The sequence below is a fragment of the Bacillus sp. S3 genome (genome assembly GCF_005154805.1).
Lineage (GTDB): Bacteria > Bacillota > Bacilli > Bacillales > Cytobacillaceae > Neobacillus.
In genome coordinates this window covers 4,119,377-4,144,761 of the sequence record NZ_CP039727.1, presented here as the reverse complement: position 1 = coordinate 4,144,761, position 25,385 = coordinate 4,119,377, and the positions used below count along the sequence as shown (strand labels likewise).

The window sequence follows — 25,385 nt, the reverse complement described above, 5'->3', positions numbered from 1 at the left end:
TTTAAGGAGAGATTTACATGCCATTTATTGCAGACGTATATGCACGTGAAGTGTTAGATTCCCGCGGTAACCCTACTGTTGAGGTTGAAGTTTTTACAGAATCAGGCGCCTTCGGACGCGCATTAGTACCAAGCGGTGCTTCAACTGGTGAATATGAAGCAGTTGAGCTTCGTGACGGTGACAAAGACCGTTACCTAGGAAAAGGTGTATTAAAAGCAGTTGACAACGTTAACGAAATCATCGCTCCAATGCTTGTAGGCGAAGAATTCAGCGTACTTGACCAAGTGGCTGTTGACCACGCGTTAATCGAACTTGACGGAACGGATAACAAAGGCAAACTAGGCGCTAACGCGATCCTTGGTGTATCTATGGCAGTTGCACATGCTGCAGCAAACTATTTAGATATTCCTTTATACCAATATCTTGGCGGCTTCAACTCTAAGCAGCTTCCAGTGCCAATGATGAACATCGTAAACGGCGGCGAGCATGCTGATAACAACGTGGATATCCAAGAATTCATGATCATGCCTGTAGGTGCGCCAAACTTTAAAGAAGCGCTTCGCATGGGTGCGGAAATTTTCCATACCTTAAAATCAGTTCTAAAAGGCAAAGGCCTTAACACAGCTGTTGGTGACGAAGGCGGCTTTGCACCAAACTTAGGTTCAAACGAAGAAGCCCTTCAAACGATTGTCGAAGCAATCGAAAAAGCCGGCTACAAGCCTGGTGAAGAAGTTATGCTTGCAATGGATGCTGCATCTTCAGAGTTCTATAACAAAGAAGACGGAAAATATCATCTTGCCGGCGAAGGCGTTGTAAAAACGTCTGCAGAAATGGTTGACTGGTACGAAGAACTAGCAAACAAATACCCAATCATCTCTATTGAAGACGGCCTAGACGAAAACGACTGGGAAGGCCACAAGCTGTTAACCGAGCGTCTTGGCAAGAAAGTTCAATTAGTGGGTGACGATTTATTTGTTACAAACACGAAGAAGCTTGCTGAAGGTATCGAAAAAGGAATCGGCAACTCGATCTTAATCAAAGTAAACCAAATCGGTACACTTACAGAAACATTTGATGCCATTGAAATGGCAAAACGTGCTGGCTACACTGCAGTTATTTCCCACCGTTCTGGTGAAACAGAAGATAACACAATCGCTGATATCGCTGTTGCAACAAACGCTGGTCAAATCAAAACAGGTGCACCATCACGTACAGACCGCGTAGCGAAATACAACCAATTGCTTCGTATCGAAGACCAATTAGGTGAAACATCTCAATACAATGGTCTTAAATCATTCTACAACTTGAGCAAATAATACCTGAAAAAAACAACCCCCGGTCAATAAACATGGCCGGGGGTTGTTTTTATTGGCAAGTGCACTTGAAAAAATAAAAGCAGGAAATAACCAAGTTGTGTTTAATTTATATAGTAAACAACCTAATGATTCAACAGAAAGATTGGGGCACAATACATATGAAAAAATATTTTAAAAATCTTTCCTGGACACAACGCACAATTATGACTCTTGCTATCATCCTATTAGGAACCTATTATTATTTTTCGACAGGCTCGCTGCCTTTTCAAAAAGAAACAGTCACCGTGAACGTCGAAAAAACAAAAGATGGCGAAACGGTCGTGATGGTGGAAGACACTAACATGGCGAAAGTAGAAAAAGATTTTCCGCTAGATATGCCAGAAGAAGAGGTCATGGCGGCTATTCATCAAATGTCACATCAAAAAGTAAAAGCAGCTAAAAAGTGGGGGGCGCTCCCGCTTACACCTAATCGCGTGAAACGGTTAATAGAAGTAGTATCTGATAATCGCGCGAAATATGAGCATGCTTCTGTCTACTTAGACATTTTAACGCGCTGGTCCAAAAGTGATTTTTCCCAAGTCGACCATGACCATAACGCAGTATGGAAACTTCAAGGCGGCACGGTTGGGGCTGCAAAGGGTATTGCATCTGTTAAAGAAGAACAACAATTTATTGATGAGCATTTTAAAGTAAAACAATAATTGGAGGAATATCTATGAAGCGTTTGTTAGATTGTACGGCATCTGATTTTGAAAAAATGACCGGGCGTGAACTGAAACAATCCATCCTCGCTTCTGAAGGGAGAACAATCGTTGCAGAGGTGATCGGTGCTGTGACGCCCTATTATCCAGCCGTCACCAATGCTGAAATGGCTGCAGCCTTTGGCGCCGACCTGATCCTGCTAAACTTCTTCGATGTGTTTAGCCCAAGTATGGCAGGACTTCCCGAAGTGGAGCCTGATACCATTGTTCACACGTTGAAAAAGCTTGTCGGACGGCCGATTGGTCTTAATTTGGAGCCGGTTGATGTAGATGCTGACCGTGTGGAGGCACTGATTGAATTGCCGGAGGGAAGGCTGGCAACGGAAAAGTCATTGAGGAAGGCGAAGGAACTAGGCTTTGATTTTGTCTGCCTAACAGGAAATCCGAAAACTGGTGTTTCGAATGCTGAAATCACGAAAGCGATCCAAGTCGCTCGAACGGTATTCGGGGAAGACGGCTTGATTATTGCTGGAAAAATGCATAGCGCTGGTGTCGCCGGTGAGGTCGGAGGCAGTCTAATGTCAACGGAAACGCTGCACGGTTTTATTGAAGCAGGCGCAGACATCATCCTCATCCCATCACCTGGAACCGTGCCAGGTTTTACCGTCGAGAAAACGGCGAAGTTAGTAGACATCGTTCATGAAAAAGGAGCACTGGCCATTTTAACAACAGGCACAAGCCAGGAAGGATCCGACGAAGCAACAATTAAACAAATCGCCTTAAACAGCAAAATGGCCGGCGCGGATTTATTCCATATTGGCGATGCCGGTGCATCAGGAATGTCGATTCCTGAAAATATTACCGCCTACTCGATTGTCGTAAGAGGGAAAAGGCATACATATGTGAGAATGGCCTCGTCCGTTTTAAGATAACTGATTGTGGTGGTCAACTCTAGCATTTCCAGTATTCGTTTACAAGATTTCACAATAACAACTATTGTTAAAAGGCAGATAATATGGTAAATTTAATATACTGTGAAATGTACGTCTACAGGAGGTGGCCTTCATGCATGCATTTGTCGTTACACTATTAGTTATCGTAAGTATTGGTCTTATTGCCGTTGTATTACTTCAATCTGGAAAGAGCGCAGGTTTATCCGGTGCCATTTCAGGTGGTGCTGAATCCTTATTTGGTAAACAAAAAGCGCGAGGAATCGACCTGATTCTACATCGTATTACGATTGTTCTATCAGTATTATTCTTCATCCTTGCTCTTGCAGTAACTTACTTTAAAATCTAATATTCAACTGATAAACTCGGCCGCAGCGCCGGGTTTTTTTGTTGCATTTAGCGGGTACATTTATGTTAGGGAATTCAGATGGGGAATTCCTGTTCAAAATATGGGCAAAAACAAGTTGGTGGAATTCACTGGCCAAGGGTCGCAAACTATCCCAAAAACGCCGAAAGTCCTGTTATACAGCTGCTCAAAATCAACAACCCATCTGCTGCAAGCCTTTTTTCTAGCATGTTCCCCCTCGGTTTGCTTAAACTAATATAAGCGAATTGAAACAAAAGGAGTTTTTTACATGAAAGTCTCTGTACCAAAGCCATTTACTTTTGAAGGCGGCAAGAGAGCCGTACTCCTGCTTCACGGATTCACCGGGAATTCAGCAGACGTCCGGATGCTCGGACGCTTCCTTGAAAAGAAAGGCTACACCTGCCATGCCCCCCACTACAAAGGACACGGAGTACCCCCTGAGGAGCTTGTCCACACAGGTCCGGATGACTGGTGGCAGGATGTCATAAATGGATACAATTTTTTAAAAAATAAAGGCCACGAAGAAATTGCTGTAGCCGGACTGTCCCTTGGCGGTGTTTTTTCCCTGAAAATAGGATACACTGTACCTATAAAAGCGATTGTGCCAATGTGCGCACCGATGCATATTAAAAGTGAAGAAGTGATGTACCAGGGAATTTTAGAATATGCCCGTCAATATAAAAGATATGAAGGAAAAACTGACGAGCAAATCGAAATGGAAATGAATGAGTTTAAAAAAACACCAATGAAAACGTTAAAAGCACTGCAGCAATTAATCGCCGACGTCCGGGAAAATGTCGATATGATCTATGCACCGACATTTGTCGTTCAGGCTCGCCACGACAACATGATTAATACGGAAAGTGCCAACATTATTTATGAGAATATCGAGTCAGTCAAAAAGGAAATCAAATGGTATGAAGAGTCCGGTCACGTCATCACACTAGATAAAGAACGTGATCAGCTTCATGAAGACGTTTATAGCTTTTTAGAAAAATTAGACTGGCACGATTAATAAAACCCCTTAAGGAGGGATTTGTTTGGAAGACAACATACAAAAGCACATTGACAGGCTTTTGCAATATATGAGGGATGAGGCCTACAAGCCATTGACGGTTCAGGAGCTGGAGGAGGCATTTGGCATTCAGGACTCCAGTGATTTCAAAGAGTTTGTCAAAGCCCTTGTACAAATGGAAGAAAAGGGTCTCGTCGTTCGGACCCGCAGCAATCGTTACGGTCTGCCGCAAAAAATGAACTTAATTCGCGGAAAGCTTATCGGCCATGCGAAAGGCTTTGCCTTTGTGGTTCCTGATGAGCCGGGGATGGATGATATTTTTATCCCGCCGAATGAAACAAACACCGCGATGCATGGAGACACCGTGTTAGCCCGTATTTCATCAGAAACCTCCGGACAGCGCCGCGAAGGAACCATCGTCCGTATCATTGAACGCGGTGTACAGCAAGTCGTCGGAACATACGTTGAAAGCAAGAGCTTTGGCTTTGTGATTCCAGATGACAAGAAATTTGCCAGTGATATTTTTATTCCAAAAGCCGCTTCTAAAGGAGCAGTGGAGGGACATAAGGTGGTCGTGAAGCTTGTCACGTACCCTGAAGGGCGAAAGAGTGCGGAAGGAGAAGTCATAACGATATTGGGGCATAAAAATGACCCAGGAGTGGATATTCTTTCTGTCATACATAAGCACGGCCTGCCAATGGCCTTCCCTGATGAGGTGCTTAAACAGGCAAATGACACACCTGAAACGATTGATGAAAGTGAATTGACCAATCGCCGCGACTTGCGGAATGAAACGATTGTCACCATTGACGGGGCCGATGCGAAGGACCTTGATGATGCGGTAACCGTCACAAAGCTTGAGAACGGCAACTATAAACTTGGCGTTCATATCGCAGATGTCAGTTATTATGTAAAAGAAGGAACGCCAATCGACCTTGAAGCAGAGCAACGGGCAACAAGTGTGTATTTAGTAGACCGAGTGATTCCGATGATTCCTCATCGCCTCTCGAACGGGATTTGTTCATTGAATCCGAAGGTGGACCGGCTTGTTTTATCATGTGAAATGGAAATTTCAGATGAGGGCGCCGTTGTTTCCCATGAAATTTTTCAAAGTGTCATCAAAACAACCGAGCGGATGACCTACCATGATGTGAATCTGATTCTTGTTGAAAAAGATGAGGAAACACGCGGACGCTACGAACCACTTGTGCCGATGTTTGAATTGATGGAAGAACTTGCTGCCATCCTCCGCAACAAACGGATGAAGCGCGGCGCCATCGACTTTGATTTTAAAGAATCAAAGGTGTTGGTGGATGAGGAAAGCAAGCCGACAGATGTTGTTCTGCGTGAACGGTCTGTAGCAGAGCGTTTAATTGAAGAATTCATGCTCGCGGCAAATGAAACGGTTGCGGAACATTTTCACTGGCTCGATGTACCGTTCATTTACCGTATCCATGAGGATCCGAAGGAAGATAAATTACGAAGATTTTTCGAATTTATCACGAACTTTGGTTATATTGTAAGAGGGACTGCCAATGATGTGCACCCAAGAGCGCTTCAGGAAATTATCGAAGAGGTGCAAGGAAAGCCAGAAGAGATGGTGATTTCAACCGTCATGCTGCGGTCGATGCAGCAGGCAAAATATGACCCTGAAAGTCTTGGACACTTCGGCTTATCTACCGAATTCTATACCCATTTCACTTCGCCGATTCGCCGCTATCCGGATACGATCGTCCACCGCTTAATCCGTACGTATCTAATTGAAGGAAAGCTGGATGAAGCGACACAGGAAAAATGGAACGCCCGATTGCCGGAAATTGCCCAGCATTCATCAAAAATGGAGCGCCGTGCCGTTGACGCAGAACGGGAAACAGATGAGTTGAAGAAAGCGGAATACATGGAAGATAAAATTGGCGTTGAGTATGATGGCATCATCAGTTCGGTTACCAACTTTGGAATGTTTGTCGAGCTGCCGAATACCATTGAAGGCCTAGTTCACGTCAGCTATATGACCGATGATTATTACCGTTTTGATGAACGCCACTTTGCAATGATTGGCGAGCGGACAGGGAATGTGTTCCGAATTGGTGATGAAATCACGGTCCGCGTGGTAAAAGTCAATAAAGATGAACGCGCGATTGATTTTGAAATCGTCGGCATGAAAGGAACGCCTCGCAGGGAACGTTCGGAGACACCGAAAATTTTTAAAACCCGCAGCGATACTGATAAGCCTCGACGCAATAAACAGAAGGGTGACCGTGATCAAGGCCGGAATGGAAGCCGTAATCAAAAGTCTGATTCCGGAGACACTCAAGGAAAAAAGCCGAAGAAGAAACGTAAATTTTACGATAACGTGCCTAAATCAAAGAGTACGAAACGGCGAAATAAGTAGTTGCTGAGAGGGAGCCTTCCGAAATGTTGGCTCCCTTTCAATTGTCCAGCTCCAGCGCCCAGCGGCTAGTAGACTTCGCTAAACGGGCGCTTTCGCTTTTTCTTAATTGTAGCGACTTGTTTTTTTTGTTAAAATAAAACTATAGATTGAGGTGAAAAATATGCCAAAAGGTGTTGGAAAAGTAGTCGCTCAAAACAAAAAGGCTTATCATGACTATTTTATTGAAGAAACGTATGAGGCCGGGATTGTATTGCAAGGAACAGAAATCAAATCAATTCGTGCGGGAAAGGTGAATCTCAAGGATGCCTATGCGCGAATTCAAAATGGGGAAGCGATTCTGTTTGGAATGCATGTCAGTCCGTATGAACAGGGCAACATTTTTAATCATGACCCATTACGAACACGTAAATTATTACTTCATAAACGTGAAATCAGTAAACTCCTTGGAGAAACGAAAGAGGCAGGATACGCCCTTATTCCCTTAAAGCTTTATTTAAAAAATGGCTTCTGTAAGGTTTTAATTGGCCTGGCAAAGGGTAAAAAGAATTATGACAAGCGTGAATCCTTAAAGCAAAAAGAAGCAAAGCGCGAAGTCGAAAGAGCTTTCCGCGAACGTCAAAAGATGTAAGCTTGCTTTTTGAACAACAACAAAACGCATCTTACAAATACTTACAATTGAAATTTGCTGTAAGTGTGTTATAATAAGTTTGTCGCTAAGATATGCGGCAGAAACTTTTGCTCAAAACAATCTTGAGCTTTCCTAGTCTAGCTTCATTTTTATAATGGGGACGCTACGGATTCGACAGGGGTAGTTTGAGCTTAGGTGGCGAGTCGAGGGGATCGGCCTCGTTAAAACGTCAAAGCCATAACTGGCAAAACTAACAACAACTTAGCTTTCGCAGCTTAATACTGCATAGCTGTTCGCCCCTCCATCGCCTATGTGGTAGGGTAGCGGACTCACTCTAAGTAGGCTACGCCGGATTCCACCGCCTGAGGATGAAGGAAGAGAGCAACCAGGCTAGCTGACCGGACGCCGGTCGATAGGCAAAAGGCTCAGCGAAACACCAATATATCGACTACACTCGTAGAAGCTTAAGTGGCGATATCTTTGGACGCGGGTTCGATTAAGTATTAGTCGCCTTGTATGGTAACATACAAGTGAAAATTCGGCTTTATCGGTGAAACCTAAGTCACTTTAATTAGTGATAGGGCAATGCCGAGCGGTATGTGGAGTAATCCAACAGCCGTGTATCGACTTATAGGCTGCCATAATTTATTTGGTAGTACTAGGATGCGAATTCCATACCTACAGAGGTAAATTTATGATTCGCATAAGACGCCGAGGGACCTATTTGAATAGCAGGTTCAAGATATAGTCAGTGCCATGACGAAAGCATGGAAACGCACGTCCCGCCGTCTCCACCATACATAGGTGGATAACAAGATCAGCAGATAAAATGCTGGTCTTTTTTATATTTGAAAAAAGGTATTTTCAAATGCGATTTTCTTTTCTAGTAATACTAGGGATCGTCATTACTTACCCAGGAGTCCCCTGTTGCATGATCGTGGAGGGGGAACTAACCCTTTTTTTGGGACTATCAGCCTGATTTTTAGCCGCATGAGTCTAATGACTATGCGGTTCTTTTTATTTTTGGAAAAAATCCATTACGGTTCTTTCCCATTTGGGGTAATTTTTTCTGAAAAAAAAGCTAATTGGGGTGGTCAAACTCTATCCAATAAGCCTAATATACCCTGTTTTATCCCTAAATTTGTTAATTTTAGATATCCCCCCGACTTCTTACACCATTTTATCTGCTTCAATAACCCCAATAGTTGAATATTCATAAAATTAATATAATAGGATTAGGCTACTCTTTAATCTATTTCAATAGAAAAGGAGGAACTACATATTTTTTTAAAAAAATGATGAAAGTAGGGAGATTATGAAAAAGAAGACATTCTTTAAACAAGCTGCCGTTATTTCTCTATCGGCAGGTCTAATCCTGTCATCAACGAACTTCACATTAACACCGAAAGTATCAGCGGCCAATTCAAAAGCAGAATCTATTCTTGCCGAACTTACACCGGAACAAAGAAATGCATTAAAGCAGTTGGAACTGACAGAACAAACAGGTCTGCAGGGATTCAACAAACAGGAATTAAACAAAGAGGAGGAGTTGGATGTTATCGTTCAATTCCACGCAAAGCCGGGCAAGATTGCCGTACTTGATGCGGAAGTAAAAGGAAATAAACTATCGCAAAAGAAAGCGGATGAGCAGGTAGCAAAGGAACACGAACAATTTAAAAAGGATATTCAATCGATTCTTCCAGCCGGTAACATAAAGGGCAGACAAATCAATCACACGGTCACTTCCAGTTATAAAACGGTTTACAATGGCGTAGCGATGAAATTGCCGGCTAATCAGGTGGCAAATCTATTAAAATCTGATGTCGTAAAAGCTGTTTATAAAAATGAAACGTACAAGGTTGATCCGATTCTTCCTGAGGGGGATGGAGAAAAAGCAGGTTCCACACCAGGTACAGCAGTGGAAAGTTTATCTCATTTAAAGGTGGACAAGCTCCATGATGAGGGAATAACAGGGAAAGGCGTGAAAGTTGGAGTAATTGATACGGGCATCGATTACAACCACCCTGACTTAATGAAGGTCTACAAGGGTGGATATGACTTCGTTGATAACGATAATGACCCAATGGAGACAACGTATGGGGATTGGAAAAAGACGAAGTACCCGGAAGTTTCCAACGGTTCAACTTATTACACTTCACACGGAACACATGTCTCTGGAACGATAGCCGGACAGGGAACAAATAAAGATATTTCTGTTAAGGGTGTGGCGCCTGAGGTCGATTTATATGGTTATCGTGTTCTTGGCCCTTATGGGACTGGAACTGCTAACAATATCATGGCCGCAGTTGAAAAAGCGGTTGAAGATGGGATGGATATTATCAATCTTTCATTAGGTTCAGGCATAAACGACCCTTATTACCCAACAAGTACAGTTGTCAATAATGCTGTACTAAGCGGGGTTACTGCCGTAGTTGCGGCGGGTAATTCAGGTCCAAATGAATATACGTTAGGTTCACCTGGAGCAGCCGCGCTTGCCTTAACGATTGGAGCAAGCGATGTTCCAATGGCGGTTTCTACTTTTAAAGGCCAAATCGGCAGTGAATCCGGTGTTGAGCTTGTCAGTATGGCACGCAATTATACCGACAAATTAAATGACCTTGATGGAAAGTCATATGAGGTTGTCGATGTCGGCATTGGAGCGAATGCCGACTATAATGGTAAAGATGTGCAAGGAAAAATAGCGCTGATTGCCCGCGGAGACATTCCTTTGAACGATAAGGTCACCCTTGCCAAACAAAAAGGCGCTGCCGCTGTTCTTTTATCTAACAATGTGGACGGACAAATTAATGCCAATCTTGGTGAATCAACCACATTTATCCCAACCCTCTCTGTGACGAAGGATGCTGGGGAAAAGATAAAAGCACAGCTTCAAGCGGGGCAGAAGGACTTTACTTTCTCTGGTTATGGAGTTAGCCAAACGGACGGGGATCGTCTCGCAGACTTTAGTTCACGGGGACCAGCCAGACAAACGTACGGAATGAAGCCGGAAGTAGTTGCGCCGGGTGTCAGTGTTCTTTCGACTGTGCCATCCTTTATGGTCAATCCCAATGATCAAGGAAACTATCAATTTGCTTATTCACGCTATTCTGGAACATCAATGGCGACACCATTTACAGCAGGGGTTGCGGCCTTAATGCTGCAGGCTAATCCGAAACTAATGCCGGAGGATATTAAAACGGTCGTTATGAATACAGCCGATCCGCTGAACGGGGACTACAATGTGTTTGAAGTGGGCGCGGGAAGAATTAATCCATATAAGGCTGTCCACAATGGAGCAAGCTTCCAAGTTCTCGACAAAACGCTTATTCCCGGTGCGGAAAATCTGGTCGCAGTGAAGTCCTTAACTGGAGGCCTTAGCTTTGATCATGAATTAGTGGATAAAAACCTTCACATCACCAAATCTATTAAAGTAAAAAACAATGAAAAAATGAAAAAGACGTTCACCATGAATGTTACTGAAGGAAAAGGTTCCAACAGCTTGATGCAGAATGGCATGTCAATTGACATTACCAATAACATTACTGTCAAGGGCAATGAAGAGAAAAAAATATCCGCCAGCCTGCGTGTCCACAAGAAAGCAAAAGAAGGCTACTATACAGGCTATATTACGCTAACCAATACGGAGAATTCTGCTGAGCAGTACAGGATCCCGTATAGCTTCTGCTTATTAAAAGAAGGACTCAATAAAGTGGAGATCGATAACCCTGTTTTTTCTCCAGGTTATTTAAACGAGGAACCATTGGACTTTTTCAGGGAGCCCTATGTCTACGCTCAGTTCAACATGAAAGCGCCAATGGAAAAATTGGATGTTGTCCTGCAGGATGAGAAGGGAAATGACCTGGGGCTGATCGGTACGGCAAACCTGAATGGTGCTTACGAAGATATTACTTATGGATTAACGTTCTTCAATGGGCTTTACTATAAATTTACCGGCGATGCTAAGAAGCCTATTTCTTCAAAGTATAGCTATGCTCAAGAAGGACATTACCAAATTAAATTCATCGCGACCGGCCTATCCGGAAAGGTATTTACAGAAACCAGACATTTATGGATCTATCTCAATAAACCAAATTTTGAAAGCTCATTAGATGGAAACTCGCCATTTATTGAATTTAAGCCGGGGCAGCAAACCTACCCGTTTGACATTAAAATCACTGATCCGATTGTCGACGAGGTGAAGAAATACGGTTTAAATTACGACCAATCCTCGAACTATATGGTGTATTATTGGGGCACATGGGGCTTCCCGTCGATGCCAATTTATATGGATAAAGACGGAAGGTTTATTGAGGAAGTTGCCATGAATAAATCTGAAAAGCCGCTGTATTTTGACATGGAAGGCTATAATATCGCTGGAAATAAAATCAGTAAGAGATATAACTTTGTGAAAGAAGGAACACCAGTTACGTATCCGACAAGTGAGACAACCGAAGTCAAGACAGGTGATACGTTCAAAGCAGCAATCATGCTGGATAACCTAGAGGATATTACTCAAGCAAAATGGAACTTTACCGACATTTATGGATCCAAGAATATAGAGCTTATAGACGCTAAGCTTGCGGAGACTTTTGTTGATAAGGCAAAGATTGAGTTGAAGGATAATCAAGTAACTGTCCAATTTACTCAACCTAGCGGTGCATTCGATCACAAGAAAGTTGTCGAAGTTACCATCAAAGTATCGGATGATAAATTTACCACAGGCGATTACATCAACCCGACTGTTGTTGTAACGGGTGGAAATGATCAAACGATCCAGGTTATCAATGCCCCATTTACGTTTAAAATTAACCCGCAATTTTCAAAGTTAGAGGGTACAATCGGCCCAGAGGGATTCTATGTCGGTGACCCGGAGTGGGGCGGATACCTTGGCCAAAAGGACTGGACCAAGGTCGGAGGCTCAGTCAAGTTGATGGATTCAAACGGTAAGGTGTACGACGGCACATCTTCCATTAGCCCATATGGTAAATTCACCATTGATAAATTGCCATTGTCCAAGGTACCTTACACCGTTGAAATGAAGGTCCCGGGTCATTTCTTGACGAAGGTTGAAGTACCGGTCAGTATTGTCAAAGGCGGCATTGCGTATGGAAATGACTTCAATTTGTATCTTACCAATCTGACAGCCGGTGAAGTGAACCAGGATGGTGTGATTGATGTCTTGGATGCGCTCGCCGTTCAAAAGGCATGGAAAACCAATGATCGGGCAGCAGATATCAACTTTGACGGGGTAGTGGATGAAAAGGATATGGCATTTATCCAGAATAACTACCTGAAGCAAAACGAGGATGTTGAAAATGCTCCTGTGCCAAAGAAAAACGCAAGCGGAAAAACATTAGAAAAGATTCTCGCTGAACTGGGGATTCGTCAATAACAACCATAAGAGAAAACACTTGAATCGTTTAAACTAATTTCAAGTGTTTTCTTTCTCTTTCAGGCGGCTGAAAAATTACCCCAATTTACAATCTATCAACTATCAAGTTATGATAATGATGAATTGATTTCTATACGTAAATTTAATAAATTTTTAATAGAGAAGCTGCTACTTTCAGCGCTTTTTCCAATTGACTTGATTCGGAGTAGTGGACAAAGAGCCGTTTTTCATACTGCTGAACGAGCCAAAATAATTCATTTTCTTTGAAAAATGGCAGGGCAGTTTCGTCTATAAATGTATACAGCTCAATACTTTCCGCAATCTCATAGTTTAACATCGTAAACAATATATGACTGAGCCGATCGGTTGGATTTTTTGTGAGCGACAACATTCCATCAGCAACCAGTTCTGTCAATTTATCTTTTTCCAACAAGGAACCTTCATAGGCGCAGCGAATATATCCTTCAAATGACCAGAAATAGAGGGGAGAATTCTTCTCACAAAGCTGCATTGCTTCTTTATATAATTCGTTCGCTTCCAAATATTCTTTGCGAAGGTACCGGTTATAGGCAAAGTTATACAGAAGCTTTGTTTTTTTATCGATAAAATTACATATATCACACGTTTGAAGAAGTGACTGATACTGCGCCAACGTCTCTTGAAAGTTTAAATACTCATTATCACCAATTTGCACGATCATTAGTGTTTCTGTATCAATGATTCTATTAAAATTATTTGTTTCCTTAAAATAGGTTAATGCCTTTTCGGCATAATAGTAAGCCAGTACTTTTGAATTAATTGAATGATAGGAATAAGCCATATTATAGTAAAATTCATAATTTCTATATTGATTGGGATTGATTGATTTTAATAAATCAATGGCATTAATATATTTCTTTTCGGTTATGTAATAGATTCCTAAAACATGTTTTAGTAAATTACTTTCATAGGAAGATAATTTATCCATATCCTTTTGGATGGCGGAAAGAATTTTCATGGCTTTTCGAGGGTTCCCTTGGGAACAGTAGTATCTGGCGAGCAGAAGGTCAAAGTGAATTTGAAATTTCGATACAGCAAGAATAGGGACATCAAATAGTTTTGGAATAATAGTTTCTACTTCGTCAAACTTCTGTTTAATCAAGGCATTTTCCATATCCTGAATGAGTGCTTCAACTCCATTAAGACGCTGTAGCTCCGATTGGATGTCAACTCCAAGGCGTTGTGCTAAAAGTGAAGTAATTTCGGGAGAATATTCTGTTAGTCCCCGTTCAATTTTACTTATATGGGTGACGGAGCATATCCCTTTACCCAACTGTTCTTGGGTTAGGTTGGCCTTTTCACGGTAAAGTTTAATTACCTTTCCTTCGTTCATTTTGATCCTACCTTCCTATATGCGATTAGCGAATGACTTAAATAACTTAAGTTCTATTAATCGTAATGCTAGCAGAAATTCAAAATGGAAATTGTCGAATTTTGTTGAAATGATAGAAAATTATTATCTTTTGTAAAAAGGGAGAATTCATATGGCGACTATTTATATAGATCCAATGATTAATATGAAAACAAATAACGTAATTACAATTATCATTCATTTCAAAACGCAGCCGGCTCATGCCGCGGTTGCCATCGCAAACTCCAGCGGCTTTCCACTTTCCCTCCAGCAGGCGGAGCAAGAAGTGGCGGCGAGTCATCTTCGGTTTCAGAATGATCTTCAAAGATTGTTAGGTCCTGAAGGGATTCCCTTCAGGATTAACCATACGTATAAGACGGTTTTCAATGGGGTTTCCTTGAGCCTTCCGGGAAATAAAATTCCAATATTACTGCAATCACCTGAAATATCGGCGATTTATGCCAATAAAGAATTTAAACTCGACCCGCCCTTTGTCCAGTTCTAACTTTAAAAAAGGGTCAGTCCTCCGTTGCATGAAAGTGACGGAAGACTGACCTTTTTTTCTCATATTACGAATAAAGTGCCACACCAACAACACCCGAAAGCAAGATAACGTAGAGTGGATGCCAGCGAAATTTTATTAGAGCTAGCAGAGATAATCCAAATACTAGCAATAAGCTGATCGACTGAAAAGAGAGATGAACCGAAATCAGGTTATTTGCACGGGCAAAACTGATCGCCGCATACATGATTAAACTAGCCACGATCGGTTTTAATCCATAAAACATCGATTGGACTACGGGAATGTGATGCAACTTAATGAAAAAGGTGGCGACAATCGCTACTAAGATGATGGACGGAAGCAAAATGCCAATGGCTGCCACAATCGCACCCACTACACCTGCTGTTGAATAACCAACAAGAATCGCACTATTGGTCGCAATCGGACCGGGTGACATGCCTGCAATGGCAATCATATTGGTTAATTTCTCTGCCGTCATCCATCCATATTTCGTAACCTCTGTTTCTATAAGGGGAATCATAGCATAGCCCCCTCCAAAGGAGACAAAGCCCATCATAAAGAATGTTTTAAACAGCTGCCATAGAACCATACAAATAGCCCCTTTCTGTTAAATTCCGGCACCCATGAAATAATCAGGATGTTGGGTTGGATCTGTTTCATTGTCTTTACGTTGTTCCAATTCGACTGGTCGGCCCTTTTTTCGTTTAATCCAAACGGTAAAAATACCAGATAATGCGCCAACAAATATAGCAACGATCGGATGGATGAAGAACAATGCCGGTATTCCCACAAGCATGATCAAGCATGTGGTTTTATCGACTATCGCTGTCTTGATCGTTTTCATCGCGGCATACACAATGATGGCCACAATAGAGGCTCGAATTGAGATAAATGCTGCCTCTAGCTTTGGATTATCATGAACGAAAAAGTAGAAGATCCCAAGTGTGAGAACGATTAAAAAGGTGGGCAGCGACACACCAATTAAGGCAGCAATCGCCCCTTTCAGCCCGCCAATCCGCTGCCCGATAAATGTCGCCGAATTAACGGCAACCCCTCCCGGGACGGTTTGAGACAAGGCAAACACATCAGTCACATCTTCACTTTTTAACCATTTTCTTTTTTCAACAATTTCTTTTTCAATTAAGGGGATCATCGCAAAACCCCCGCCAAATGTTACAGGGCCAATTTTGAAAAAACTCCAAAATATCTGGAACAGTAATTTCCATTGTTCCTTCATTATTTTTCCCTCTTTCTTTTTATGTAATATATTCCTTTGTGGGGAAACTATAGTGTATTGTATATCATATGAATCATACTATCTATTACATTAGCAAAAGAAATCGTATGGGTAAATTGCAATAAATGGATAGGGTATAACAGATTGTTATACCTAGTAGGTTGGTCTGAATTTGAGGATATGGGGGTTTTCCTATTGAACATAGAGAGTTTGAAATTGTTTTGTTTGGTTGTCGATGAAGGAAGCATCAGTCAGGCCGCCAGATTAAGCTTTGTATCTCAGCCAGCGGTAACGCGGCAGATCCATCAACTGGAGAATTTTTATGGCACTTTGTTATTCGATCGAACGGATGGAAAAATAAAGGTGACGGAAACGGGCAAAATGTTATATCCTTTTGCAAAAACCATCATCCATGATTTCAATCGGTCCAAGGAAGTCATTAAACAGGCAACGGGAGAGTATCATTCATCCCTTCATGTGGGGGCATCGTTTACCATTGGAGAATATTTATTGCCAAGCCTGTTAGGGCGCTTTAAAAAGAAACAACCGGATATAAAGGTATCTTTAACGATTAAAAATACGCCTGGTGTAATCGATGATTTATTCAATGATGTCATTGACTTGGCTTTAGTTGAAGGGATTTTTGAAAACGAAAAATTTATCGTCGAAAAATTTGCTGACGACGAGCTCCTCCTTGTTTGTTCCCCTGAGCATGTGTGGACTGAACAAATCCAAATTAAAGAACTGGCAAATGAACGAATGATATGGCGCGAATCCAGTTCAGGAACAAGACTAATCGTTGAAAATATGTTAAGAGAACATGGCATCCTAGAAAAAATTGAAAGTTATATGGAATTAGGGAGCACACAAGCGATTAAAAGTGCTGTGGAAGCAGGACTTGGGATCAGTATCCTGCCGCGATTGACAGTAGCGAGAGAATTGGAGCAAGGGACCTTAAAAGGAGTAAATATTTTAGACGTAACGATAATGAGAGATTTATGGCTGGTTAAAAAGAACCAGCGATTTCATAAAATAGGAGTAACTGATTTTTTAAATTTCATAAAGGAATAAATATGGAAAGTTCGGCAAAGTGTTGCTGGGCTTTTTTATTTGTTTTCCGGTTTTAAAACCTCTGTTGAACGTCAATAATGACAGGTAGTTGAATTTTGGGGGTGCAGGAAGTGAAAGAGGAACTAAAGATCTTTCATCGGATTTTTACGACGACCTATGATGCCATTGAAAAATTTATGAATATGCTTAACCCGGTGATTCAAAATGCCACCGATGACCATGAACGACTGTATTATCATCATATTTTTGAAGAAGAGGAGCAGCGACTGTCACGCTTAGTGGAGTTAATACCATTGATCAGTAAGTTTGAAAAAGAAAAGTCTGATGCCGATTTTGCACCAACGAACAATGAATTTAACCGGCTCCTGCAAGAGCTGAATCTAGAAAAATTCGGCTTGCATAATTTCGTCGAGCACCTCGACTTAGCGCTGTTTCGTTTTACCGACGAGGACCGGAGCACGATGTTAAACCAATTGCGTGAGGTATCCTACCAGGATTATCAACAGGTCAAAGCAATGTTAAATGAAATCAACAGTCGTTTCGACACAAACTACGTTGACCCGCATGCCCACCACGACGAGCATCATGACCACCTTGAACGGCCAGGTACCGCTGCACCAGCTAGGGTTACGGTTAAACATAAAAAAGGCTTCACTGTAGGGAGTTTGAGGTAGTTTTTTTAAAAGGGTAACTTAAAATTTCTGGTTTGGCGGAATAATTCTGGTGTTTGGCGGAATTCCACCCCAAACCCGCGGATTTAAAAAAGACAAGGTACTAACTTCCAGAAAAAGGAGGAAAGATTCATGAGTAAATCACAGTTATTTCCGGATGCTCCCTTATCGGATCACGAATTCGATCAATTAGATATAACAGTCATCGAAACTGCACGCAGGCAGTTGGTGGGACGCCGGTTTATCGAATTGTACGGTCCGCTTGGGCGAGGCGTGCAAAGCATTGCCAATGACATTTTTACAGAAACTATTCAAGCAAAAATGGATATCCAAGGTTCATTTGATACGACATTTGAATCGAGTAAACGGGTCAACCACACCATCCCATTGCTCTACAAGGATTTTGTTCTTTTTTGGCGGGACCTAGAACAGGCAAAGGTGCTGGACATCCCGGTTGATTTTTCACCCGCAGCCAATGCCGCCCGAGATGTGGCCAATCTTGAAGACCAAATGATTTTTCACGGGGCAAAGGAATTTGATATCCCTGGGCTCATGAATGTGCAAGGCCGCCTTACACATTTGATTGGCGAATGGTATGAATCCGGAACGGCTTTTCAGGATATTGTCGAAGCAAGAAGCAAGCTCCTGGAAATGAACCATAATGGTCCGTTTGCCCTTGTGCTTTCGCCAGAACTTTACTCACTTATCCACCGAGTACATAGGGATACAAATGTTTTAGAAATCGAACATATTCGTGAACTGGTCACAGATGGCGTGTTCCAATCCCCCGTATTAAAAGGGAGAGCGGGAGTCATTCTAAATACAGGGCGCAACAACCTAGACCTTGCTGTTTCCGAGGACTTCGATACGGCGTATATGGGACAGGAAGGAATGAACCACCCATTCCGAGTTTACGAAACGGCTGTATTGCGGATCAAGCGGCCGTCGGCGATCTGCACACTGGAATTCATAGGGGAATAACCGGTGGCGCAGCGAGTTTTTACAGTAGGATCACTGATTCCTGGAAAAATAGTGCCCGTTTCCAATAAAAAAATGCAGCAAGCTCCAGCAATCAAACTTGAAAGAAAACTACCGGAACAGCAATCTCCGGTTATCAAGCCCGCAAAAATTATTGTTCAGCAGGGGGACATCCAGTTTGAAATTTCTCCAGAAAAAGGGAAACTCCTTGATGCAGCACTTAACCAAGGAAAGCAAATCCAGTTTAAATGCCGAAAAGGAACCTGTGGTCAGTGTACGGTGAAAGTGGTCCAAGGCCCGGGATTATCTCAGCCAAATGAACAAGAGCACAATAAGCTAAATAAAGCAATCACGGGCGGCTATCGCTTGGCATGCCAGGCGGAAATTCTCTAATAAGGAATTCAAATATCCACCCAAACCACAAAAAAACGAGGTCCACAATCGGACCTCGTTTACGCATGTAAACGAACTACTTTATCTTCAACAGGGAATGGCAGTGATACATTGTGATTTTTCAACTCATTCACACTGATATCGTGGACGAGCTTCAATGCTTCCTTTTTGAACGTCGAGGTAATGAAACCGGCATTGACTTCACATAATCTTTGTAAGTATTGCAATGTATCGCGGACCATGATTTCTTTGATGAATGTGTTATTTAATTGGCAAATTAATTTGTGCTGCAAGCCTTTAATGACGGCAATTTGGTCGACGTGGGTAATGATGTTTGCGCCGTCCTCATCGATAAAGCCGACGGAGACATAGTGCCCTTTTGAGATATCAACATTTGTAAACACGGGGTTAAGGTAGGTTTCACCAGATGATAAGCGAATCGAATCTGCTTCCGCTGCACCGCCGATTTTTCGTTGATTTGCTAGAACTGTGTGAATATCCTTCAACCCAAAAAGCATGTTAAACATGTTGTATCCCCCTTCGATGGAATCTCTATACTCGTCATTTTATAGATAATGAGAATCATTGTCAATGGGATTCTCAACCTAAAATATGACCGTTATATGAACAACATGTGCAGCCAAATGAAATTCACTTAATAAATTCCTAACATGAAAACACTTGCTTAAAAGCTCCAAATCAATTAAAATAAATCTTACAAAAAACGGAAGGGTGACCATGGAACGATGATCTTTTAATCCTATTTCTCATGAAAAAAATACAATCTTTTTTTTCTGGATAGGATTAGTCTGTACTTTTATACAAGTCGATAAGATCATAGTGTCCCGTCACGCCGGGATATTTTGCCGCTTTGAAATTGTATTGTGCCGCCTCCTGCCAGAAAAATTACCGCAGGAGGTTTTTATATGGAAAAAAACATAACACAACCAGCACCAACCGGAGGCCTGTTTCAAAACCGGGTCTTTCTCGCTATTATCATGTCCGGATTATTTTTACAAATTGGAATTTGGGTGCGAAACTTTGCCGTATTGCTGTTCGTCATGGACCAAACCAACGGTGATGCCTTTGCCGTCTCAATGATTTCTGTAGCTGAATTCGCGCCAATCTTTATTTTCTCGTTTATTGGCGGAACCTTTGCCGACAGGTGGGCCCCGAAAAAGACGATGGTCTGGTGCGATATTTTAAGTGCAGTATCCATCTTTGTCGTACTCATCACCCTAATTTTCGGAACGTGGAAGGTAGTGTTTTTCGCGACTTTAATCTCAGCCATCCTTTCACAATTCTCGCAGCCTTCAGGAATGAAATTGTTCAAAATGCATTTGTCCCCGGATCAAGTGCAGCAGGCGATGTCTGTCTATCAAACCGTCTTTGCTTTATTTATGGTGTTGGGACCGGTAATTGGAACATTCATTTTCCAATCGTTTGGAATTGACATCTCCATCACCATCACCGGTCTTGCGTTCTTGCTTTCAGCGGCGGCCCTTGCATTCTTGCCAAAAGATCGTCCATTGGAAGACGTCGGTGAGTCCACGTTACTGCAAGAAATGAAAAGTGGAGTTAAGTATGTACTTGGAAAAAAAGAATTGAGCCTGCTGGGCCTATGTTTTATGGCAGCAGGTCTAGGGGTCGGGTTCATTAATCCTTTATCGATTTTCCTTGTTACCGAGCAATTAAATCTGCCGAAGGAAAACCTTCAGTGGCTGTTAATGGTCAACGGTGTGGGGATGATTATCGGTGGTGCCGTGGCGATGATTTTTGCCAAAAATGTGGCACCGCAGCGTCTGCTTGTTTTTGGAATGCTTGTCAATGGCATCGGCATCGCTGTAATGGGCTGGTCGACAAACATCTGGATTACCTTAATTGCCGAGTTTGCGAACGGTTTGATGATGCCTTGTATTCAAATCGGGATCAATACCTTGATTTTGCAAAAAACAGAAGAGGCCTTTATCGGCCGCGTCAACGGAATTTTAAGTCCGCTATTCGCCGGCTCAATGGTTATCACTATGAGTATTGCCGGGATTTTAAAAGAGAAGTATTCATTAGTAACAACGTTTGAAACATCGGCCGTCTTGTTTATCATCGGATTACTGTTCATCTTGCCGATATACAACCAAAAACAGCAGTCAAAACCTGAAGTTCTCGGTTCTAAATAGGGGTACATTGAAAAATACATCTTAGCTCTCAGTTCTCCGGGTCGATTATGAATGAATCGTAAAGTATGTATAGTCAGGTAAGAAATAATCACCAGATCAAGCCTTCTGCCGAATAGAAGCAAGGGACTAGAAAATATTAAGCAGGGGGTAAGAACATTGTCTATTTCGCAAGTAAATATCGATGCCTTTCGGGCGATCAATGATTTAGGAAAAGAATATGATTTCCTAAATCCCATCGCCATCTTCATGGCAGAATATATGTTGTATATTTTAATAATTGGATTGTTGGTGTATTGGTTTACCAAAACAAGCAAAAATAGAATCATGGTGGTTCAAGGTGTACTCGCAGTTGCAGTCGCCGAAGTCCTTGGAAAAATTGCCGGGAGTTTATATTCCCATTACCAGCCATTCGCCGAACTGCCCAATGTTAACAAACTAGTTGATAAAGCAGTCGATAATGCCTTTCCGAGCGATCATTCCATCATATTTTTCTCGATCTGTTTTTCCATTTGGTTAGTCCGAAAGAAAGAGGGCTGGGGATGGCTCATCCTTGCTGTCCTTGTGGGAACGTCACGGATCATGGTCGGTGTTCACTATCCTGGGGATATACTTACATCGGCACTGTTTGGCATTACGGCAGCACTATTTGCCTACTGGCTTGTTCCGAAGCTCAGCTTCATTACAGCGGCTCTTACGAAACATGAAAAAAGCAAATTGCCTGTAAATGGGAAGGCAGAGGATCAATCCAATCACTTTTAAAAAAGGAAACCCTCTTTGAATCTAAATTCAAAGAGGGTTTTTCCGTTTTATGCCTATTGATTGGTATGTAAAAACGTTAACATATTTTTATCCTGCTGCACAAATGAAAAAGGGCTGAGCAACAAACTCTTCTTTGGGTTTCAGCCCTTTTAAAAATTAATAGTCAAATATGTTTGTAACCGTAGCAATACTCAATCCAACAACTAAAACTAGGATGTTATGAACTTACATAACTAATTTGGAAATAAAAGTTCCATATTCCGAAGTTTCATCGCCAATCTCCCCTGGAAGAATCATTCTCTGAAACTCAGCATCTATTTGATGTGTATCTTTGTTATAACCTGTAACTTTAAAAGCAGCGAAGCCGATGACCATTACTTTGTCCTGCCCATTTGAATCATCGAATTCATCTTGCACTCCAAATTGGGTTACAATCGGAACATAAACAATTCCTCCACTATTGATTATATTCTCAATTGCGTTCTGTATATGATTTGAAGACACAAAAGAACCGGTTACTGTTTGAATGGTTGTCTTATTTATTTCCATGTCTATCGGGGAACCCTTTGTAAAATATTCAGCAACATCTTTGGCCCCTGACTTATTCTGCGGGGGATTTTCAAGCTTGGAAAAGTCTAAAAAGCCGTAGTTTCCTTTTTTTCCATCTCCAGGTCCATATAATAACTTCCAAGGGTCACCAAATTCTAATTCTTCGTTTAAATGTACCCCGATTGGAATCACATTGCTTTTACCAAACTTATTAACATTACCTATTTTCACCTTTGCAAATGCGCTAACTTTACTATTTGTTAAGTTTAAAACTGGCATTAAAAATAATTGAATATCTTCTTCCCCATAAACCTCAACATAATCTGGGCCGTCCCGATAAGCCTTAGGAGTATAAGGCACATTACTTGTATAGTTATTACCAGCAATTTTTCCTGCTTCGTCTTTGGCTAGATCATACTCAGTTTGTGAAACGGGTCCTTCAACAAGTTTTTTTAACAGAACATCAGCACCAGCAAGCGCACCAGCATCTACTGCCTTTTGGAGTTGTGATTTTGCCAGATATAATCTTCCGCCGTCAATCGCTAAACCGGCAAACCCAATGAGAGCTATTATTGAAACAGCAACAAGAACAAGTGATTGACCATTCTCTTCTTTTATTAAATTTTTGAACATAACGACACCTCCTATATACAGTCAATTATGTGTGAATGTTTATTGCTTTATTGAGAATGATTAAAGCATTTCTATTTTTGGATTCTTTCCTGACCACCAGGATTAATTTTATTCCAAACTTGAAGTATTAAACCTTCTCCCCTACATTAGTCAACAAGGTTTACAAAAGGAAATGCTTCCTCCATCCAATTATAGAACAAGCGATTGACCTGATTCTTGTTAGGATAAAAATTTTAACTTGTTGAGGAATACTCATCCCACTTTTTGTTCTTTATAAAGAATGATACTGTGTATGTAGTTCTTTGTACAGATATATTTACCTTTAATTCACAAAAAAGTGTGTGGAATCAATAAATCTAAAAAAGGACGAATTGGAATAAATAAAATTTAGAGCTGAACATGAATAATATTACCAACAATAATGCCTAAGTTATTTATCGAGCCTGCAGGGAGCTCCAGTATTGAGTGTGCTGCCTTCAAAGGTTTAGTCATTCTCCAGGGTTTTAAATTTGGATATACCTTAATAACCTCATTTCGTTCATTAAGAAGAACAACATCAATTGGAAACTTCATAAAAAACATATGTACTGAATTACAGGGCACAATTAAAAGCCCTTCATTCATAATAGGATTCTTAAGGAACATCAATCCTTTCAGTCTTTTAAAAAAAGAGTCTGCTATCTTAATTTGATACGGAATGAATACAGTTTTTTCTCTCATATTAATAAAATCTCCTTTAATCTATAACGTTAAGTTCATTATATTAAATATTTTGTTCTTTCGAAAGAACGAAAAACTAAGAAAAAATTAGAATAATAGAGGAAAGATATGAAAAACACAATATATTAGGCAAAAATGACCAAATATGGACATTTTCAAATCAATTTGTTCGTTTTATATTTAAATTAAGTTCTAAATATAGAACGGAATAAAAAATAATTTTTTAATAGGAGGAAAACAAATGTTACAAAAATTGAAGAACTTAGTAGTTGAAGAAGAAGGTCAAGGGCTATCGGAATATGGATTAATTTTAGCTGGAGTTGTAGTAGTTGCTGTTGCTGTAATAATAACATTAAAAGCGGATATTACAGCTTTATTTGATGGTATCTCGGGTCAAATAAACCCTTAATCCAGACTATTCTTTGAATTCATTGCCCTACTTTTTATAGGTAGGGCTTTCCTTCTATTAATACTAGAGAGGTAGAGCTATGATTATTAACTTTGTACTAATAACTGCGTTATTGATTTCATTAATAACCGATATTAAAAATAGAAGAATATTAAATATAGTAACATTACCAGCAATACTATTTGGATTTATTTATTATACAACTTTACAAGGTCTTGAAGGATTTCTCTTCAGTGGGAAGGGCTTTTTGATAGGATTAACACTTTTGCTAATCCCATATTTATTAGGGGGGATGGGAGCTGGTGATGTTAAGTTAATGGCTGCAATCGGGGCTTTAATGGGAACAAGTTTCGTTTTATATTCTTTCGTTTATATAGCCCTAATAGGTGGATTAATCTCTGTTATGTTGATTATGAAAAGAAATGGAGTCAAACTTTCCTTAAAATCCCTCTGTTACCAATTGTTTTTCTTGAGGAGTAATTTGGGATCCAAATTATTTAGTAAAGATAAAAGTTCAAGCATTTCATTCCCTTATGGAGTAGCAATTGTTCTCGGCACATTTTGTACGATTGTTTGGGGGAATTTCATATGAAATCAGAAAAAGGGCAATCGTTAGTTGAATTTGCACTTATCGTTCCGGTACTTATTTTACTTTTACTTGGAATAATGGACTTTGCACGAATTTTCCATGCCTATTTAACAATCGATCACGCAGGAAGGGAAGCCGCTCGGGCAGCTAGTATAGGAAAAACTAAGTCGGAGGCTGAAAAAATAGGTATAGATTCTGGAAGTAGTATTAATTTAACTAAGCCAAATGGTAGTGTAACAGTCACAACAGGTTCTCCTGGAGCCAATGCTACGGTTACAATAACGTATCCGATTACATTTCTTACCCCAGTTATTGGAAGCATTGTTGGTCCGATAACTTTAACAGACACCACTGTTATGCGAGTGGAATAATTACCGAAATGAAAAGCAGTGGTGCATTTATGTTAGTTACAACTAAATAACCTAAATATCTTGTAATACTGCTTTAAAAATAGATGAAAGATATTTGATTTAAGTTAAATAGTAGCAAATTGATATAGTGAATTTTCAGGTCTTAGTGATGTAGGGG

At 41.0% G+C, this 25,385-nt stretch carries 25 protein-coding genes and 1 other RNA gene; 20 read left to right on the top strand and 6 right to left on the bottom strand.

The genetic code is table 11. From position 1 onward, the window contains the following. Nucleotides 1–17 precede the first annotated feature (17 nt). The 10 genes from eno to FAY30_RS20205 all read left to right on the top strand — a co-directional run bounded on the left by eno (nt 18) and on the right by FAY30_RS20205 (nt 12,761). Nucleotides 18–1,316, top strand: coding sequence for a phosphopyruvate hydratase (eno, locus tag FAY30_RS20245; protein ID WP_149871559.1), 1,299 nt, complete (start codon nt 18–20; stop codon nt 1,314–1,316). A gap of 52 nt (nt 1,317–1,368) precedes the next feature. Beyond that, the gene (locus FAY30_RS27885; RefSeq protein WP_263315237.1) at nt 1,369–1,491 is read left to right on the top strand and encodes a hypothetical protein; all 123 of its coding nucleotides are present in this window, start codon (nt 1,369–1,371) and stop codon (nt 1,489–1,491) included. Then, nucleotides 1,475–2,017 carry a DUF6241 domain-containing protein gene (locus FAY30_RS20240; protein WP_149871558.1) on the top strand — a complete coding sequence of 181 codons (543 nt, stop codon included), beginning with the start codon at nt 1,475–1,477 and terminating at the stop codon, nt 2,015–2,017. Before FAY30_RS27885 ends, FAY30_RS20240 begins: the two co-directional genes overlap by 17 nt. Before the next feature lie 14 nt (nt 2,018–2,031). Continuing rightward, on the top strand, nt 2,032–2,949 hold the full coding sequence (locus FAY30_RS20235; RefSeq protein WP_149871557.1) for a DUF7916 family protein: 918 nt from the start codon (nt 2,032–2,034) through the stop codon (nt 2,947–2,949). 133 nt (nt 2,950–3,082) lie between these two features. Then, complete coding sequence (secG, locus tag FAY30_RS20230) at nt 3,083–3,316, top strand: preprotein translocase subunit SecG (RefSeq protein ID WP_149871556.1); 234 nt, start codon at nt 3,083–3,085, stop codon at nt 3,314–3,316. Between the two features lie 286 nt (nt 3,317–3,602). Continuing rightward, complete coding sequence (locus FAY30_RS20225) at nt 3,603–4,349, top strand: alpha/beta hydrolase (RefSeq protein WP_149871555.1); 747 nt, start codon at nt 3,603–3,605, stop codon at nt 4,347–4,349. A 70-nt stretch (nt 4,350–4,419) separates the two neighbouring features. Further along, nucleotides 4,420–6,741, top strand: a complete 2,322-nt coding sequence (gene rnr / locus FAY30_RS20220) for a ribonuclease R (RefSeq protein ID WP_411675505.1) — start codon at nt 4,420–4,422, stop codon at nt 6,739–6,741. Nucleotides 6,742–6,901: 160 nt separating this feature from the next. Continuing rightward, the gene (gene smpB / locus FAY30_RS20215; RefSeq protein WP_149871553.1) at nt 6,902–7,369 is read left to right on the top strand and encodes an SsrA-binding protein SmpB; all 468 of its coding nucleotides are present in this window, start codon (nt 6,902–6,904) and stop codon (nt 7,367–7,369) included. A gap of 164 nt (nt 7,370–7,533) precedes the next feature. Further along, nucleotides 7,534–7,868, top strand: a transfer-messenger RNA (tmRNA) gene (ssrA, locus tag FAY30_RS20210). Between the two features lie 816 nt (nt 7,869–8,684). After that, nucleotides 8,685–12,761 carry a S8 family serine peptidase gene (locus tag FAY30_RS20205; RefSeq protein WP_149871552.1) on the top strand — a complete coding sequence of 1,359 codons (4,077 nt, stop codon included), beginning with the start codon at nt 8,685–8,687 and terminating at the stop codon, nt 12,759–12,761. Nucleotides 12,762–12,903: 142 nt separating this feature from the next. On the opposite strand, the gene FAY30_RS20200 is transcribed toward FAY30_RS20205, so the two are convergent. Beyond that, nucleotides 12,904–14,133, bottom strand: a complete 1,230-nt coding sequence (locus tag FAY30_RS20200) for a helix-turn-helix domain-containing protein (RefSeq protein ID WP_149871551.1) — start codon at nt 14,131–14,133, stop codon at nt 12,904–12,906. 151 nt (nt 14,134–14,284) lie between these two features. Between FAY30_RS20200 and FAY30_RS20195 the strand changes: the two genes are divergently transcribed. After that, nucleotides 14,285–14,656, top strand: a complete 372-nt coding sequence (locus FAY30_RS20195; protein ID WP_149871550.1) for a protease inhibitor I9 family protein — start codon at nt 14,285–14,287, stop codon at nt 14,654–14,656. 64 nt (nt 14,657–14,720) lie between these two features. Here FAY30_RS20195 and FAY30_RS20190 read toward each other — a convergent pair whose 3' ends face one another. Then, nucleotides 14,721–15,263, bottom strand: coding sequence for a chromate transporter (locus FAY30_RS20190; protein WP_149871549.1), 543 nt, complete (start codon nt 15,261–15,263; stop codon nt 14,721–14,723). A gap of 18 nt (nt 15,264–15,281) precedes the next feature. Beyond that, nucleotides 15,282–15,911, bottom strand: a complete 630-nt coding sequence (locus FAY30_RS20185) for a chromate transporter (RefSeq protein ID WP_149871548.1) — start codon at nt 15,909–15,911, stop codon at nt 15,282–15,284. 195 nt (nt 15,912–16,106) lie between these two features. Between FAY30_RS20185 and FAY30_RS20180 the strand changes: the two genes are divergently transcribed. The 4 genes from FAY30_RS20180 (at nt 16,107) to FAY30_RS20165 (ending at nt 19,024) form a co-directional block, all read left to right on the top strand. Beyond that, nucleotides 16,107–16,982, top strand: coding sequence for a LysR family transcriptional regulator (locus FAY30_RS20180; RefSeq protein WP_149871547.1), 876 nt, complete (start codon nt 16,107–16,109; stop codon nt 16,980–16,982). A 110-nt stretch (nt 16,983–17,092) separates the two neighbouring features. Then, complete coding sequence (locus FAY30_RS20175; RefSeq protein WP_149871546.1) at nt 17,093–17,656, top strand: IMEF encapsulin system ferritin-like cargo protein; 564 nt, start codon at nt 17,093–17,095, stop codon at nt 17,654–17,656. A gap of 129 nt (nt 17,657–17,785) precedes the next feature. Next, the gene (locus FAY30_RS20170) at nt 17,786–18,634 is read left to right on the top strand and encodes a family 1 encapsulin nanocompartment shell protein (RefSeq protein ID WP_149871545.1); all 849 of its coding nucleotides are present in this window, start codon (nt 17,786–17,788) and stop codon (nt 18,632–18,634) included. Between the two features lie 3 nt (nt 18,635–18,637). Further along, nucleotides 18,638–19,024 carry a 2Fe-2S iron-sulfur cluster-binding protein gene (locus tag FAY30_RS20165; RefSeq protein WP_149871544.1) on the top strand — a complete coding sequence of 129 codons (387 nt, stop codon included), beginning with the start codon at nt 18,638–18,640 and terminating at the stop codon, nt 19,022–19,024. Between the two features lie 59 nt (nt 19,025–19,083). Here the strand turns inward: FAY30_RS20165 and FAY30_RS20160 are convergent, their stop codons facing one another. Next, nucleotides 19,084–19,551, bottom strand: a complete 468-nt coding sequence (locus FAY30_RS20160; protein WP_149871543.1) for a hypothetical protein — start codon at nt 19,549–19,551, stop codon at nt 19,084–19,086. Nucleotides 19,552–19,950: 399 nt separating this feature from the next. Between FAY30_RS20160 and FAY30_RS20155 the strand changes: the two genes are divergently transcribed. Together FAY30_RS20155 and FAY30_RS20150 are read left to right on the top strand one after the other, a co-directional pair. Next, nucleotides 19,951–21,198 carry an MFS transporter gene (locus FAY30_RS20155; RefSeq protein ID WP_149871542.1) on the top strand — a complete coding sequence of 416 codons (1,248 nt, stop codon included), beginning with the start codon at nt 19,951–19,953 and terminating at the stop codon, nt 21,196–21,198. A 156-nt stretch (nt 21,199–21,354) separates the two neighbouring features. Continuing rightward, complete coding sequence (locus FAY30_RS20150; RefSeq protein ID WP_149871541.1) at nt 21,355–21,957, top strand: undecaprenyl-diphosphatase; 603 nt, start codon at nt 21,355–21,357, stop codon at nt 21,955–21,957. 225 nt (nt 21,958–22,182) lie between these two features. On the opposite strand, the gene FAY30_RS20145 is transcribed toward FAY30_RS20150, so the two are convergent. Next, complete coding sequence (locus FAY30_RS20145; protein ID WP_149871540.1) at nt 22,183–23,139, bottom strand: Tad domain-containing protein; 957 nt, start codon at nt 23,137–23,139, stop codon at nt 22,183–22,185. Between the two features lie 387 nt (nt 23,140–23,526). Beyond that, entirely contained in the window at nt 23,527–23,859 is a 333-nt protein-coding gene (locus FAY30_RS20140; RefSeq protein ID WP_149871539.1) for a DUF192 domain-containing protein, read from the bottom strand. A 241-nt stretch (nt 23,860–24,100) separates the two neighbouring features. Here FAY30_RS20140 and FAY30_RS20135 point away from each other — a divergent pair, with 241 nt between their 5' ends. The 3 genes from FAY30_RS20135 to FAY30_RS20125 all read left to right on the top strand — a co-directional run bounded on the left by FAY30_RS20135 (nt 24,101) and on the right by FAY30_RS20125 (nt 25,228). After that, the gene (locus tag FAY30_RS20135; protein WP_149871538.1) at nt 24,101–24,268 is read left to right on the top strand and encodes a Flp family type IVb pilin; all 168 of its coding nucleotides are present in this window, start codon (nt 24,101–24,103) and stop codon (nt 24,266–24,268) included. A 79-nt stretch (nt 24,269–24,347) separates the two neighbouring features. Continuing rightward, nucleotides 24,348–24,860 carry an A24 family peptidase gene (locus FAY30_RS20130; RefSeq protein WP_223820806.1) on the top strand — a complete coding sequence of 171 codons (513 nt, stop codon included), beginning with the start codon at nt 24,348–24,350 and terminating at the stop codon, nt 24,858–24,860. Further along, nucleotides 24,857–25,228: a TadE/TadG family type IV pilus assembly protein gene (locus FAY30_RS20125; RefSeq protein ID WP_149871537.1), complete on the top strand. Its 372-nt coding sequence runs from the start codon at nt 24,857–24,859 to the stop codon at nt 25,226–25,228. The genes FAY30_RS20130 and FAY30_RS20125 overlap by 4 nt, the downstream gene beginning before the upstream one ends. The last annotated feature ends 157 nt before the right edge of the window (nt 25,229–25,385 follow it).

Bases quoted from the DNA above. Each gene is read 5' to 3' on its own strand.
- FAY30_RS20145 (WP_149871540.1), bottom strand. From the start codon at position 23,139: ATGTTCAAAAATTTAATAAAAGAAGAGAATGGTCAATCACTTGTTCTT.
- FAY30_RS20155 (WP_149871542.1), top strand. From the start codon at position 19,951: ATGGAAAAAAACATAACACAACCAGCACCAACCGGAGGCCTGTTTCAA.
- smpB (WP_149871553.1), top strand. From the start codon at position 6,902: ATGCCAAAAGGTGTTGGAAAAGTAGTCGCTCAAAACAAAAAGGCTTAT.
- FAY30_RS20130 (WP_223820806.1), top strand. From the start codon at position 24,348: ATGATTATTAACTTTGTACTAATAACTGCGTTATTGATTTCATTAATA.
- FAY30_RS20240 (WP_149871558.1), top strand. From the start codon at position 1,475: ATGAAAAAATATTTTAAAAATCTTTCCTGGACACAACGCACAATTATG.
- FAY30_RS20170 (WP_149871545.1), top strand. From the start codon at position 17,786: ATGAGTAAATCACAGTTATTTCCGGATGCTCCCTTATCGGATCACGAA.
- rnr (WP_411675505.1), top strand. From the start codon at position 4,420: ATGAGGGATGAGGCCTACAAGCCATTGACGGTTCAGGAGCTGGAGGAG.
- FAY30_RS20160 (WP_149871543.1), bottom strand. From the start codon at position 19,551: ATGTTTAACATGCTTTTTGGGTTGAAGGATATTCACACAGTTCTAGCA.
- FAY30_RS20225 (WP_149871555.1), top strand. From the start codon at position 3,603: ATGAAAGTCTCTGTACCAAAGCCATTTACTTTTGAAGGCGGCAAGAGA.
- FAY30_RS20235 (WP_149871557.1), top strand. From the start codon at position 2,032: ATGAAGCGTTTGTTAGATTGTACGGCATCTGATTTTGAAAAAATGACC.
- FAY30_RS20140 (WP_149871539.1), bottom strand. From the start codon at position 23,859: ATGAGAGAAAAAACTGTATTCATTCCGTATCAAATTAAGATAGCAGAC.
- FAY30_RS20190 (WP_149871549.1), bottom strand. From the start codon at position 15,263: ATGGTTCTATGGCAGCTGTTTAAAACATTCTTTATGATGGGCTTTGTC.
- FAY30_RS20185 (WP_149871548.1), bottom strand. From the start codon at position 15,911: ATGAAGGAACAATGGAAATTACTGTTCCAGATATTTTGGAGTTTTTTC.
- FAY30_RS20125 (WP_149871537.1), top strand. From the start codon at position 24,857: ATGAAATCAGAAAAAGGGCAATCGTTAGTTGAATTTGCACTTATCGTT.
- FAY30_RS20200 (WP_149871551.1), bottom strand. From the start codon at position 14,133: ATGAACGAAGGAAAGGTAATTAAACTTTACCGTGAAAAGGCCAACCTA.
- FAY30_RS20195 (WP_149871550.1), top strand. From the start codon at position 14,285: ATGGCGACTATTTATATAGATCCAATGATTAATATGAAAACAAATAAC.
- secG (WP_149871556.1), top strand. From the start codon at position 3,083: ATGCATGCATTTGTCGTTACACTATTAGTTATCGTAAGTATTGGTCTT.
- FAY30_RS20205 (WP_149871552.1), top strand. From the start codon at position 8,685: ATGAAAAAGAAGACATTCTTTAAACAAGCTGCCGTTATTTCTCTATCG.
- eno (WP_149871559.1), top strand. From the start codon at position 18: ATGCCATTTATTGCAGACGTATATGCACGTGAAGTGTTAGATTCCCGC.
- FAY30_RS20135 (WP_149871538.1), top strand. From the start codon at position 24,101: ATGTTACAAAAATTGAAGAACTTAGTAGTTGAAGAAGAAGGTCAAGGG.